General features: G+C 73.6%; 10 protein-coding genes. 7 read left to right on the forward strand and 3 right to left on the reverse strand.

Annotation, left to right across the window (positions count from 1 at the left end):
- Positions 1-2: 2 nt before the first annotated feature.
- Positions 3-1,640, reverse strand: coding sequence for an ABC-F family ATP-binding cassette domain-containing protein (locus EDD40_RS39850; protein ID WP_123747462.1), 1,638 nt, complete (start codon positions 1,638-1,640; stop codon positions 3-5).
- Between the two features lie 302 nt (positions 1,641-1,942).
- On the opposite strand from EDD40_RS39850, the gene EDD40_RS39855 reads away from it, so the two are divergent.
- Positions 1,943-2,968, forward strand: a complete 1,026-nt coding sequence (locus EDD40_RS39855; protein WP_170185380.1) for a DUF2330 domain-containing protein — start codon at positions 1,943-1,945, stop codon at positions 2,966-2,968.
- Positions 2,969-3,171: 203 nt separating this feature from the next.
- Here the strand turns inward: EDD40_RS39855 and EDD40_RS39860 are convergent, their stop codons facing one another.
- Complete coding sequence (locus tag EDD40_RS39860; protein ID WP_246038229.1) at positions 3,172-3,972, reverse strand: GNAT family N-acetyltransferase; 801 nt, start codon at positions 3,970-3,972, stop codon at positions 3,172-3,174.
- A 208-nt stretch (positions 3,973-4,180) separates the two neighbouring features.
- On the opposite strand from EDD40_RS39860, the gene EDD40_RS39865 reads away from it, so the two are divergent.
- From EDD40_RS39865 to EDD40_RS39890, 6 genes are all read left to right on the forward strand, one after another.
- Positions 4,181-5,194: a carbohydrate-binding protein gene (locus tag EDD40_RS39865; RefSeq protein WP_148089066.1), complete on the forward strand. Its 1,014-nt coding sequence runs from the start codon at positions 4,181-4,183 to the stop codon at positions 5,192-5,194.
- A gap of 410 nt (positions 5,195-5,604) precedes the next feature.
- Positions 5,605-6,510 carry a glycosyltransferase gene (locus EDD40_RS39870; protein WP_123747465.1) on the forward strand — a complete coding sequence of 302 codons (906 nt, stop codon included), beginning with the start codon at positions 5,605-5,607 and terminating at the stop codon, positions 6,508-6,510.
- A gap of 9 nt (positions 6,511-6,519) precedes the next feature.
- Complete coding sequence (locus tag EDD40_RS39875; RefSeq protein ID WP_123747466.1) at positions 6,520-8,439, forward strand: ABC transporter ATP-binding protein; 1,920 nt, start codon at positions 6,520-6,522, stop codon at positions 8,437-8,439.
- Entirely contained in the window at positions 8,436-10,220 is a 1,785-nt protein-coding gene (locus EDD40_RS39880; RefSeq protein ID WP_123747467.1) for an ABC transporter ATP-binding protein, read from the forward strand. The genes EDD40_RS39875 and EDD40_RS39880 overlap by 4 nt, the downstream gene beginning before the upstream one ends.
- A 121-nt stretch (positions 10,221-10,341) precedes the next feature.
- Entirely contained in the window at positions 10,342-11,811 is a 1,470-nt protein-coding gene (locus EDD40_RS39885) for a condensation domain-containing protein (RefSeq protein ID WP_123747468.1), read from the forward strand.
- Positions 11,808-12,092 carry an acyl carrier protein gene (locus tag EDD40_RS39890; protein ID WP_123747469.1) on the forward strand — a complete coding sequence of 95 codons (285 nt, stop codon included), beginning with the start codon at positions 11,808-11,810 and terminating at the stop codon, positions 12,090-12,092. Before EDD40_RS39885 ends, EDD40_RS39890 begins: the two co-directional genes overlap by 4 nt.
- 94 nt (positions 12,093-12,186) lie before the next feature.
- Here the strand turns inward: EDD40_RS39890 and EDD40_RS39895 are convergent, their stop codons facing one another.
- A complete protein-coding gene (locus EDD40_RS39895) occupies positions 12,187-13,044 on the reverse strand; it encodes an SDR family NAD(P)-dependent oxidoreductase (RefSeq protein WP_123747470.1) in 858 nt (285 codons plus the stop codon).
- Positions 13,045-13,302 lie beyond the last annotated feature (258 nt).

A 13,302-nucleotide genomic window follows, 5' to 3' on the forward strand; every position in this document is an offset into this window, starting at 1 on the left:
GTTCAGCCCGCCTCGGGTGCGGCGGTCTCCAGCAGCCGGCCGTCCTCCAGCCGCAGCCGGCGGTCGATCCCGATCTCGGCGAGGAACCGCTCGTCGTGGCTGACGACGACGAACGCGCCCTGGTAGGCGTCGAGCGCGCGTTCCAGCTGCCCGGCGCTGACCAGGTCGAGGTTGTTCGTGGGCTCGTCGAGCAGCAGCAGCTGCGGCGCCGGCTCGGCGAACAGGACGCAGGCCAGCGTGGCGCGCAGCCGTTCGCCGCCGGACAGCACGCCCACCGGGAGGTGCGCCCGGGAACCCCGGAACAGGAAGCGCGCGAGCAGGTTCATCCGCTGCGCCGGCGGCATCGCCGGCGCGGACCTGGCCAGGTTCTCGGCGACGGTGAGCGCGCCGTCCAGCAGGTCGAGGCGCTGCGACAGGTAGGCGATCCGACCGTCGGCCCTCTTGACCTCGCCGCCGGCGGGCTCCAGGTCGCCGTGGATGATCCGCAGCAGGGTGGACTTGCCGACGCCGTTGGACCCGGTGAGCGCGATCCGCTCGGGTCCCCGGATGGCCAGGTCCGCGCCCTCGCCCGCGAACAGCTCCCGATCCCCGTAACCCGCCCGCAGGCCCTCGCCCAGGAAGAGCGTGCGCCCGGCGGGCACCGCGGTCTGCGGCAGCTCCAGGGAGATCTTCTGCTCGTCCCGCAGCGCCCGCTCGGCCTCGTCCAACCTGGCCTTGGCCGCGCCGACCCGCGCCGCGTGCGTCCCGCTCGCCTTGCCCGCCGACTCCTGCGCGTTGCGCTTCATGGTCCCGGCGAAGATCCGGGGCAGGCCCGCGTTGCCGAGGTTGCGCGCCGCGTTGCTCGCCCGGCGCGCGGCGCGCTCGCGTGCCTGCTGCATCTCCCGCTTCTCGCGCTTGAGCTCCTGCTCCACGTTGCGGATGTTCTTCTCGGCGACGTCCCGCGCGGCCTCGACCGCCCGCTCGTACTCGGTGAAGTTGCCGCCGTAGTAGCGGACCTCGCCGCCGTCGATCTCGGCGACGCGGTCCACGCGGTCGAGCAGGGCCCGGTCGTGGCTGACCACGAGGAGGCAGCCCGGCCAGTCGTCGAGCACGTCGTAGAGCTTGTGGCGCGCGTCGAGGTCCAGGTTGTTGGTCGGCTCGTCCAGCAGCAGCACGTCCGGTCGCTTGAGCAGCTGCGCGGCCAGGCCGAGGGACACGACCTGGCCGCCGCTGAGCGTGTGCAGGCGGCGGTCGAGGGCGATGTCCCCCAGACCCAGCCGGTCCAGCTGGGCTCGGGTGCGCTCCTCGACGTCCCAGTCGTTGCCGATGGTGGTGAAGTGCTCGTCGGCGACGTCGCCGGACTCGACGGCCGCCAGGGCGCGCAGGACCGGCGCGACGCCGAGCACCTCGGCGACGCTCGGCTCACCGGTCAGCGGCAGGTCCTGCGGCAGGTAGCCGAGCACGCCGTCGACCGCGACGGTGCCCGCCGAGGGCCGCAGCTCGCCCGCGATCAGCTTGAGCAGCGTCGACTTGCCGGCGCCGTTGGGCGCGACGAGACCGGTGCGGCCGGTCGGGACGGTGCAGGACAGCCCGTCGAACACGGGGGTGTCGTCGGGCCAGGAGAAGGACAGGCCGGACACGACGACGCAGGTTTCGGACATGGTGGTGAGACCTCTGAGGTGATGCGGGCACCGCGGTGCCCAAGAGGAAAAGGTGGACGACTAAGACGGCCACGGCGGCAACGCCGATGGCCGATCACATCCGGATCTCACCCGGAGATGTCGTCTTCACCCGCCACGTCGAGTCCCCTTCACCCGGCTCTCCTGCCCAAAACGATAGCAAACCCCGACGACCGCCGCCGGAAACCGACCCCGGCGCGGGGCGCGCCACCCGCTCCGCCGCTGGTCGAGACGGGTGGTCCGGGTGGCGGAACCCGGCGGCGGCCGGCCGCGTCGGACGGGGCATGGCAACCGGCCGAACGGCGACCCGGATCGCGGTGGTGCTCGCGTTCGCCGCCACCCTGGTGGCGGTGGACCCCGCGACGTCCGGCGCGTGCGCCTGCGGCGCGTTCGTCGCGAACGACGAGCTGCGCCCCCAGCAGGAGACCGCGCTGGTGGAGCTGACCGGTCGCACCGAGTCGATCACGCTCTCGGTGCGGGCGCGGTCCGAGGCGACCCGGGCGGCGTTCCTCATGCCGGTGCCCGCGCGCGCCCGCTTCGAGGTGGCCGACGGCGAGCTGTTCACCGAGCTCGACCGGATCAGCCGCCCGGACGTCGAGGTGCGGCGCGTGGTGGTGGACGGCGACGGTGCGGGCGCCCCGCCGCAGTCCGATCACCGCGCCACCGTCGTGGACCACGTCGAGGTCGGGCCCTACGAGGTCGCCCAGCTCGCCGGCACCGACGCCACCGCCGTGACGCAGTGGCTGGGCGAGCACGACTTCACCCTGCCCGACGCCCTCGGCGGCGCGCTCGGGCCGTACCTCGCGGAGGGGTGGCTCGTCGTCGCGGTGCGCCTGGCGCCGACCTCCGGCAGCCTCGCCGACGGCCTGCCGCCGATGCGGCTGGCGTTCGAGACCGACGCGCCGGTCTACCCGATGCGGCTGTCCGCCACGGCCGCGGGCCGGCAGCCGCTGCGCCTGTACGTGCTGGCCGACCACCGGATGGACGTCGGCAACCCGGCGCCCCGGGGCGCCGCGCCCGACCTCACGTTCGCCGGCGAGGTGAAGCCGGACCCGCGGTACCCGACGTTGTCCGCCGCGTTGACCGGCCCGCGGTACCTGACCCGCTACGACGCGGAGTTCCAGCCGGCGCACATCACCGACGACATCCGCTTCACGCGTGCCGCGACCGACGAGCCGCACCGCGCCGTCGTGGTCGTCACCGAGTACGTCCGCTCGTCGTGGCCGTCGCCCGCGGTGCTGCCGGTGCTGCTGGCGTCCGCACTGGTCGTGGGCGCGGTGGTGGTCGTGCGACGCCGCCGACGGGGTTGACGTGCACCACCTCCGGCACCAGCGGTCGCGGCGTCAGGTTCCGTCCGATGTGGACGCGACCGGACCCGGTCTCCTCGGCGATCGCCTCGCCGTCGTGGTGCACGCCGTCCACTGAGCAGTCGGCGCGGTAGTGGGGCCTCCCCGCCGCCGGCGCCTCGCGAAGATCACCCGGACGGACGATGGGCGGCCGGCGGCGGCGGGAGTCAGCCCTCGAGGCCGTAGAAGTGGACCGTCGAGTTCGGCCGGAAACCGATCCGCAGGTACACGGGCGCGCCGGCGGCGGTCGCGTGCAGGGTGGCGCGGGTCAGCCCGGTGGCCCGGCCGCCCTCGTGCAGGGCCTTCCGGGTGACCGCCTCGCCGTAGCCCCGGCGCTGCCAGTCCGGGTCGGTGGCGACGAGCGCGACGAACAGCCGCCCCGCGGCCTCGACGGACGCGGCGCACGCCACCGGAACACCGTCGCGCAAAGCCAGGTACGCGTACACGTTGTTCTTCCACAGGGTGGAACCGGCGAGCCCGTCGCGGCCGGCCTCCAGCGGGAACCCGTAGGCGCGCGAGTTCAGGTCCGCGTAGGCCAGCAGCTGGTCGTCGGTGCTCACGCGCGCGAACGTCAGGTCGGGGTGGCCCGGCTCGTCGAGCGGCAGCAGGTCGCCCGCCATGCCGGTGCCGGGGAACGCGTGCCGGAGACCGGCCCGGCCGGCGGCCGCGTCGAGCGCGGCGCGGGCGTCGTCGGCGAGGAGGTCCTCGAAGAGCCACAGGAAACCGGGCTGCCGCTTCGCGCGCATGATGTCGGCGACCTGGCCCAGGCGCTGCTCCAGCAGTTCCGCGTCCGCGCCGACCTCGGTCAGCGTGACGCAGTTCCAGAACGCGAACCGGCTGTCGGCCCAGCGGACCGCGATGCCGGGCAGGTCGCGCACGTCGGCGTCCGGGTCGCGGTCGAGGACCATGCCGCGCCAAGCGGCGGCGAGCTGCTCCACCGATTCGACCGAGTCCGCGAGATCTTTCACCGAGCCCCCTCGTGTGCAGTGCCGAAAGGGCACAGCATACGGAGCCAGGACGGTTCGGACGTCCGCACGCAACGTCGTCGCGCTATGGCCGCGCTCGCCGGTGAAGAGCAGGCTTCGGGTACCGCGACGTCCTGGGGGGACAAGCACGAGTCGTTCGCGCCCTTCCACGTCCGCGGTACGCCAATCCTTCTGTCGAGAGGAAACGGCAGTGCCGTCTTCATCGCTCTCAGCACGTCCGTCACGCCGCTCACCGCTGCGCCGGGTCGCCGTCGCGGTGGTGGCCGCCGGCGCGCTCCTGGTGCCCGCGCTGCCCGGGTCGGCCTCGGCGGCGTCCGCGCCGGTCGAACCGGTCGCGGCGGCCCGGCCGACGCCGGAGTCGCCGGTCAGCGGGAAAGCCGTGCCCGCGCTGCGGGGTGACGCGGCCAGAGCCGCCGCCGGCGCCGAGCTCAGCGCGCAGGTCCTCAAGCGGGGCGAGGAGTTCCAGGCCGGGCACGAGCAGCGGCGGGCCAGTGCCGACGCGGTGCCGCTCCCGCCGTGGAGCGGCTCGCTGCACTCCGTCTGGGGCACGTTCCCGACCGTCGTCTCCGACGGCGCGCAGGCGACCCACACCGTCAACCCCGGCATCAGCATCCCGTCCGGCAACCCGGACGTGGTGTACGCGCCGACGCTCGTGCCGAGCGGCAAGACCTGCATCGAGGTCACCACGTTCTACTGGCAGGGCGGCAACGGCGTCGGCGCCTGGGACTGGTGCGCGGCCTCGCCCGGCTTCGCCGCCGTGGCGTGGATCGACTCGACGTTCCTGAGCACCTACACCACGACGTTCCAGGGCCTGCCCGCCTACGAAGTCCTGGACGTGCAGACCAACGCGTTGACCAACTCGTGGACGGCTTACCTGTACAACTACACCACCTCGTCCTGGGACGCGCTGTTCACCAGCGCCGACCCGGTCAAGCTCATCGACCCGCACGGCGGCTGGAGCATGTTCGAGGTGTACACCGAGTACAACTCGGCCACCGGCGAGGGCTACTACTGCACGGAGACCTACGGCACCCAGTTCCACGCGGCCAACCTCCAGGTCAAGCTCAACGGCACGTGGACGGCGTTGACGACGGCCAACTCCTCGGTGACGCCGCCGGGCAGCGTGTCCAGCACCGACTTCGGCTGCTACGGGCTCTCGTTCACCCTGCAGACCGCGAACAGCCACTGGCAGGTCTCGCACTGACCCACCACGGCTCGCGACGGCGATGACCACCGCGGTGCGGGCGGTCCTGCACCGCCCGCACCGCGCCCGCCGCGGATCGCGGTGCGCCAAGGCCGGCGCCGGTGCGCCGCCGGACCTGCGACCACTGGCCTCGACCGTGCTGCGGGCTGTCGGACCGCTGCTCGCGGTGGGTCGCGCGGGCCTGGTGCGGGGTCGTCTTCGCTGGGGGCGCGAGCCGCACGCCGGCATCGACCGGGCCGCACCGCCGCCGCAGAGGACTTCGTGCGCGGTGTTGACCGGCGCTCGCGCAGCTCGGCAGACTTGCGCGGTGATCGGCGGGGCGCCACCCGGGAGAGCGGATCTCCGTGACGGTCCCGCCGGATCCCCCGGCCTCGTCGTGCGAGGCGGGACGTCGACAAGGAGAACCTCTCGTGGGTAGCTCGTCGCGTTGCACGGTGATCGTCCCGACCTACAACCGGAGACGGCTGCTGGAACTCACGCTCGACTCGCTCGCCGCGCAGGACCTGCCCCGTGACCGGTTCGAGGTGATGGTCGTCGACGACGGCTCGACCGACGACACGGCGGCCTTGGTGCGGGAGTTCGAGGACCGGCTCGACCTGCGGTACTTCTACCAGCCCGACGAGGGCTACCGGGTCGCCGAGGCCCGCAACACCGGCATCCGGCACGCCACCGGCGAGATCTGCGTGTTCGTCGACTCCGGGGTGCTGCTGCACTCCGGGAGCCTGAGCGCGCACGTCGCCGGCCACGAGGCGTCCGCGGAACCGTTGGCGCTGAACGGGTACGTGTACTGCTTCAACCTCGACAACGAGGACGCCCAGCGGATCCGCGAGGTGGTCGACGTCGAGGACGTCGACGCCTCCATCGGGCACCTGGCGCGCACGCGGGCGTGGCCGGACGTGCGCGAACCGTTCTACGAGCGGTACTCCGACGACTTCGGCCACCTGCCCGCGCCGTGGCTGATGTACTGGACCTGCCACGCGTCGGCGCTGACCGAGCAGGTGCGCGAGGTCGGCATGTACGACGAGCGGCTCCGGCAGTGGGGCGGCGAGGACCTCGACCTCGCCTACCGGCTGCACCGCGCCGGGGCCCGGTTCGCGGTGAGCCGCGAGGCGAGCTCCATCCACTACCCGCACGAGAAGAACCACGACGACAACACCAGGTTCGCCCTGGAGAACTACCGCTACATCGCGGAGAAGTACGGGACGCCGATCCTCCAGCTCCTGGTCGAACAACCCGCGATCCGCTTCTCGAACTTCAACCAGGTCATCGAGGAACGCGGCCTGCCCCGCTGCGCCGACTACCTGACCGCACGGTAGACCGACGACATGGGTGAGGGGTTGGCCGTCGCGCGGGAGCAGTTCGCCGCACGGCGGGACATCGTCCGGCTGCTCCCCCGCGCGGGCGCCTGGCTCGTCGCCGCGTCGGTCGGGGTGAACCTGCTGCTCGGGTGCCTCCCGGTCGTGTTCACCGTGGCGACGGCGATGGTGCTCGGACGGGTGCCGGCGGCGGTGGCGGCGGGGCTCGACTCCGGCGCGTGGGACTCGCTGGTCGCGGCGTTCGGCGTCGCGGCGGGCGCGTTCGTGGCCAGGCAGCTGCTCTCCCCGGTGGAGCGCGCGATGGGCGAGTTGACGACGCGCCGGATCGACGGCCGGGTGTTCGACGAGCTGATGGCCGCGTCGCTGCGCGGCCCCGGCCTCGGCCCGCTGGAGGACCAGCAGGCGCTCGACGCGCTGCGCACCGCCGCGCGCGAGGTGGAGTTCGGCGTGCAGAGCCCCGGCCGGGCGGCCACCGGGCTGCTCGCGCTGATCGCGCGGTACACCGAGCTCACCGGCTGCGCGGTCGCGGTCGGGGTGGTGTTCTCGTGGCCGGCCTCGGCGGCGCTGGTCGTCACCGTGCTGCTGTTCCGCCACGGCCAGCGCGGCGGGCTGCGCCGCTACGCCAAGACCCGGTCCCTGCTCGCCGCCGACCAGCGGGAGGTCGACTACCTGCGCGACCTGGCCGGCGGGGCCGCCGCGGGCAAGGAGATCCGGGTGTTCGGCCTGGCCGGCTGGTTGCGGCAACGCCTGCGCGACACCCACCTGCGCTACCTCGAACCCCTCTGGGCCGAACGTCGCGCCATCTACCTGTGGCCGTTCGTCCGGTTCTCGGTCGCGGCCCTCGCGGTCACCGGCGTGGTCTTCGGGGTGGTCGGCGCGACGGCGCACGAGATGACGCTCACCGGCTTCGTCCTCGTCGCGACGGCGAGCCTCGGCCTGCTGCGACTGGCCGAGCACTACCCGGAGGCGGACCTGCCGACCGCGATCGGCATGCGGGCCTACGACGCCGTGCGACGGTTCGCCGCGCACGTCGACGCGCACGTCGACGCCCACGGGGAAGACGCCGCGCCCGTGCGGCGGCCGGCGGTGCCCGAGCCGGTCGGCGCGATCCGGTTCGAGGGCGTCGGCTTCCGGTACCCCGGTCAGCGGCGCGTGATCTTCGACGGTCTCGACCTGACGATCCCGGTCGGCCGCTGCACGGCCGTCGTCGGCGTGAACGGCGCCGGCAAGACCACCCTGGTCAAGCTGCTCGCCAGGCTCCACGAGCCCACCGAAGGCGCGATCACGCTCGACGGCGTCGACCTCCGCGCGTTCCCGGTCGACGAGTGGCGCACCCGGCTCAGCGTGATCTTCCAGGACTTCGTGCGGTACGAGTCGTCCGTCGCGGACAACGTCGCGCTCGGCGCCGTCCGCTTCCTGCACGACCGGGAGGCGGTCCGCGAGGTGGTCGAGTCGGTCGGCCTCGCGGACGCCGTGGCGCGCCTGCCCCGCGGGTTGGACACGCCGCTGGCACGGCACCTCGCCGACGGTGCGGAGCTGTCCGGCGGCCAGTGGCAGCGCGTCGCGCTGGCGCGGGCGTTGTTCGCGTTGCGCCACGGCGCGCGGGTGGTGGTGCTGGACGAGCCGACGGCGAGCCTGGACGTGCGCGCGGAGGCCGGTTTCTTCGAGGAGTTCGCCCGCCTGGCCGCCGGCGCGACCACCCTGCTCATCTCGCACCGGTTCTCGACCGTGCGGCACGCCGACCACATCGTCGTGCTCGAACGCGGCCGGGTCGCCGAGCAGGGCGGCCACGCGGACCTGCTGGCCCTCGGCGGGCGCTACGCGGAGCTGTTCCGGTTGCAGGCCGACCGGTTCGCGGACCCGACCGACGTGCCCGACACCGCGGACCTGCTCGACACCGTCGACGCGGTCGAGGGAGCGCCCGGGTGAAGGTGCTCCTGACCGGCGCGTGGACCATGATCGCCACGGCGTGGCGGTTGAACCCGCGCAAGACGGCGCTGGCGGTGGTCCTGATGACGGCCGGCGCCGTCGCCGCCCCGCTGCTGGCGGCCGCGCTCGGGTGGATGACCCGCGAGGTCGTCGCGGGCACGCCGGGGCGCGCGGTGCTCGCCGGCGTGGCGGTGGCCGTGTCGGCGGTGCTGGTGCTGGCCCTCGCGCACTTCGCCCACCTGGCCTACTACGAGCTCTCGGAGCTGGCCGAGCTGGACTTCGACGAGCGCGTGATCGAGGTGTCGAACGGCTCGGCCGGCATCGAGCACCACGAACGGGCCGAGGACGCCGACACGTGGACCGTGCTGCGGCAGGAGGGCAGGCAGTTCCGGACCGGCCTCGAAGCGCTGCTCAACGGTGTCGGCCTGGTGCTCGCGGTGGTGCTCACCGCGGTCCTGCTGGCCGTGCAGAACCCGTTGTTGCTGCTGCTGCCCGTCGCGGCGGTGCCGCCCCTGCTCGCCGGCCGGGTGGCCGAACGGGTGCTCGACCGGGCCCGGACGGCGACCGCCGAGCCGACCAGGGCCGCGCTCAACCTGTTCCACCTGGCCACGTCCGCCCGCCTGGCCGGCGAGCTGCGGGTCTCCGGGGTGCGGGACGAGCTGCGGGCCCGGCACGACCGGCTGTGGTCGCGGGCGACGCGGGGGCTGTGGCGCGCGCACCTGACCGCGACGTGGGTGCGCGCGGCGGGACAGGTGGTCTTCGCGCTCGCGTACATCGGCGGCGTGCTGCTCGTGGTGCGCGACGCGATAGCCGGCCGGCGGGGTGTCGGCGACGTCGTGCTGGTGATCGTGCTCGCCGCCCAGGTCAACCAGCAGGTCGCGACGGCCGTCGCCCTCCTGCAGGACCTGCAGCGGATGGCGGGCGCGTACCGGCGGCTCACCGAGGTCACCGCGTCGGTGACCGGCCCCGCGACCGCCGCGCCCCTGCACGCGCCGCCCGCCCGGCTGCGCGACGGGATCGACCTCGCCGGGGTGGCCTTCACCTATCCCGGCACCGACGTGCCCGTGCTGCGCGACGTCGACCTGCACCTGCCCGCCGGCGCCACCGTCGCGATCGTCGGCGAGAACGGCGCGGGCAAGTCGACCCTGGTCAAGTTGCTCTGCGGGTTCTACCGGCCCTCCGCCGGTCGCATCCTGGTGGACGGCGCGGACCTGCGCGGCATGGCGGTCGACGAGTGGCGCGCGCGGATCGCGGCCGGGTTCCAGGACTTCGTCCGGTACGAGTTCACCGCCCGGCACGTGGTCGGCCTCGGCGACCTGCCTCGGCTGTCGTCGGAGCCGGCCGTCCGCGCCGCCCTGGCGCGGGCCGGCGCCGCCGGCGTGCCGGACGACCTGCCCGACGGCCTGAGCACCCCGCTGGGCAAGAGCTACGCCGACGGCGCGGAGCTGTCCGGCGGCCAGTGGCAGAAGCTGGCGCTGGGCCGGGCCATGATGCGGGAGGCCCCGCTGCTCCTCGTGCTCGACGAGCCGACGTCCGCGCTGGACCCGGAAGCCGAGCACGTCCTGTTCCAGCGGTACGCCGACCACGCGAAGCGGGTCGCCGGCCGAACCGGGGGCATCACCGTGTTCGTGTCCCACCGGTTCTCCACGGTGCGCATGGCCGACCTGATCATCGTGGTCGGCGGCGGCCGGGTGGTGGAGACCGGCGACCACGCCGCGCTCACCGCCCGCGGCGGCCTCTACGCGGAGCTGTTCGCGCTGCAGGCCAAGGCGTACAGCTGACGTGCCGCCGCACCTCCGGCCCGCCCGGATCACCGACTGGCGTAACCGGTTGTGATCACTCGGAAGTGGACGCTCTTCACGCTCCCGAGGGATCGACGCACGTGGACCCACGGTGAAAGCTGTGCCCTTCACCAGCCACCAAGGGGAGCTGATCAAGGGCATGCTGATGACGACGCTCTCCGAGTACCGCGTGCGTCCTGGCCGGCTCAGGGAGTGGTCACTGGACGAGGCGCCCTTCCGGGAAGCGGCGAGTTCGGCCGAGCGCGGTGCGCCCCCGTCGTACAACCAGGAGTGGCACCTGAGGTTCGTCACGTCGCTCACCGCGCGCGACGCCTGGGTTCCACTGTGGATGGGGTTCCGGTTCGACCTCGCCGGGCCGCTGGACGTCGAGGCGTTCCGCGAGGCGTTGCGGACGTGGGTCGAGCGGCACGAGACGCTGCGCACGGCGTTCCGGGCGACGGGCGCCGGGACGGAGCGCTTCACGGTCGAGCCCGACGCGGTGTCCGTGCGGGACGTGGTCGTGGGCGACTTCGCGAGCGACGACGATCTCCGGGCCTGCCTGGAGCAGCGCATCGACGCCGCGACGGGCGCGTTCAGCCTGCCCAGCCACGTGGTGGAGACCGTGGAGCGCGCGGACTCCACGACGGTGATCGTGGCGCTGGACCACGCGCACACCGACGGGTCGTCCGTCATGACCGCCGTCGCCGAGTGGCAGGAGCTGTACGCCGCCGCGGTCGCCGGGCGCCCGGTCGAGCACCACGACGTCGGCAGCTACGTGGACTTCGGCGGGGTGGAGCGCGCCGCCGCCCGGGAGGTCGACGCCGACCACCCGGCCGTCGGGCACTGGGCCCGGTTCATCGAGGCCGGTGGCGACCGGGTGCTGCGGTTCCCGCTCGACCTCGGTGTCCCGGACGGGGAAGAGCTGCCGCACGCCAAGCAGGACGTGCTGCTGCTGGACGCGTCCGAGGCCGACGCGGTCGAGGAGGCGTGCCACGACGCGGGCGGCGGCTTCCTCGCCGGGCTGCTCGCCGCCCTGGCGATCGTCGCCCACCAGGTGACGGGCGAGCCGGTCTACCGGACGGTGATGCCGTCGAGCACCCGCACCCGGCGTGAGTGGCTGTCGTCGATGGGGTGGTACATCGGCGTGGGTCCGATCGAGATCGACGTGCGAGCGGCGGGCAGCTTCCTCGACGTGGTGCCGGTCGCGCAGCGGTCCGCGAAGACCGCGCTGCGCCTGAGCCGCGTGCCGATGCCGAGGATCGCGGAGATCCTCGGCATCGAACGGGAACTCGAACGGCGGATGCCCGAGGTGTTCCCGTTCGTCTCCTTCGCCGACATGCGGGTGGTGCCGGGGGTCTCGCGGTGGCCCGAGTGGGACGCGAGGCCCCTGGTCCGGATCAGCACCAGCGGCAGCAAGGTGAACATCTGGACCCACCGCACCGACGAGGGGTTCTGGCTGACCGCGCGCTACCCGGCCACCGAGACGGCCGACGTGAGCGTCGCCGGCTACGTCGACCGGGTGCGCGAGGTGCTCCACAGCGTGGCGAAGACCGGTGACCACTTGTTGAGGACAGAGGGAGAGACGGTATGAGTTCCGCCCAGGCGGTCGTGGGTTCCATCCTGACCGACGAGTTCAGGGTCCGCCCCGAGGACGTGACACCCGAGGCGACGCTCGCCGACCTGGACATCGACTCGCTGACCGCGGTCGAGCTGATCGAGGCCCTCGGTCAGGAACTGGGGATCAGGATCAGCGAGCACGAGGTGAGCCAGCGGAACACGGTCACCGACCTGGTGGCCATCGTGGAGGCGAAGCTCGCCCGACGGGCGGGGGAGAGCGGGTCGGTGACCGCGGGTCCGGCGTCGACCGCCTGACCGCCGTCGAACGGCCGGGCGCGCGGCCGGAGCCGCCGCACGCGATCGAGCGGACGGTTCCCGGCCTCGTGCACGTCGGTGCCGGCGAACCCCGCTACCGCGCGTCGGTGGTCCGGTCGAGGGCGCCGTGCGCCCGCGCCGAGAGGTCCTGCCACTCGTCCCACGTCCGGAGCCGGTCGGCGTAGGCCTGCCGGATCATCGGGTAGAAGCCCTGGCCGAAGAGGACCCGCAGGGGCGGCCGGTCGGCGTCGACGATCTCGAGCAACGCCCGGGCGGCGGCGGCCGGATCGCCGGCGGGCTGCTCCGCCACGAGGCCCGCGAGCCGCCGGCGCAGGTCGTCGTAGACCGGGCTGGTCCGGGCCAGGTGCCCGTTGGCCAGGGGGTCGGGGTTCTTGCCGCCCCTGGTGGCGAAGCCGCCGGGTTCGACCACGGTCACCTTGACGCCGAACCCGGCGACTTCCTGGGCGAGGGCCTCGGCGAAGCCCTCGACCGCCCACTTGGACATGTGGTAGGCCCCGCCGAGCGGCATCGCGACGAGACCGGCCGCCGAGGACAGCTGGACGATGTGCCCCGAGCCCTGCGCGCGCAGGTGGGGCACCGCGGCCTGGACGACCCACACCGCGCCGAACAGGTTGGTCTCCAACTGGTCGCGCAGCTCCTGCTCGGTCAGCTCCTCGATCGCGCCGACCTGGGCGTAGCCCGCGTTGTTCACGACGACGTCGAGGCGGCCGAAGTGCTCGACGGCCCGGTTCACGCCCTCGAAGACGGCGGCCTTGTCGGTCACGTCCACCTCCAGCGGGAGCACCGCGTCGCCGTGGGCGGTGACGAGGTCGTGCAGGCTCGCGGAGTTCCGGGCGGTCGCGGCCACCCGGTCGCCGCGGGACAGGGCGGCCTCGACGAAGTCGCGGCCCAGGCCGCGCGACGAACCGGTGACGAACCAGATCTTGCTCACGACGGGGTTTCCGTTCTGTTGCCCTGCGCTGACGTGCACAAGGCACCGGCGACCCGGTCCTCGTGACAGCGCGGCGGCGTGACGTGCGGCACAGGGCGTGCAACGGGGGAGGTGGGGCAGCCTCCGACCGCGCGGGGGGAGAGCGCGGCCGGAGGCTGGTTCGGGGGTCGGCGCGGCGGTCGCCTCTCGGCGGGTTGCCCGACGCGGTTCCAGCCGAACGGTGTTCCGCGAAGGCTTGAAGGTGAGGCCCGGGGGACA

This window comes from Saccharothrix texasensis (assembly GCF_003752005.1).
Taxonomy (GTDB): Bacteria; Actinomycetota; Actinomycetes; order Mycobacteriales; family Pseudonocardiaceae; genus Actinosynnema; species Actinosynnema texasense.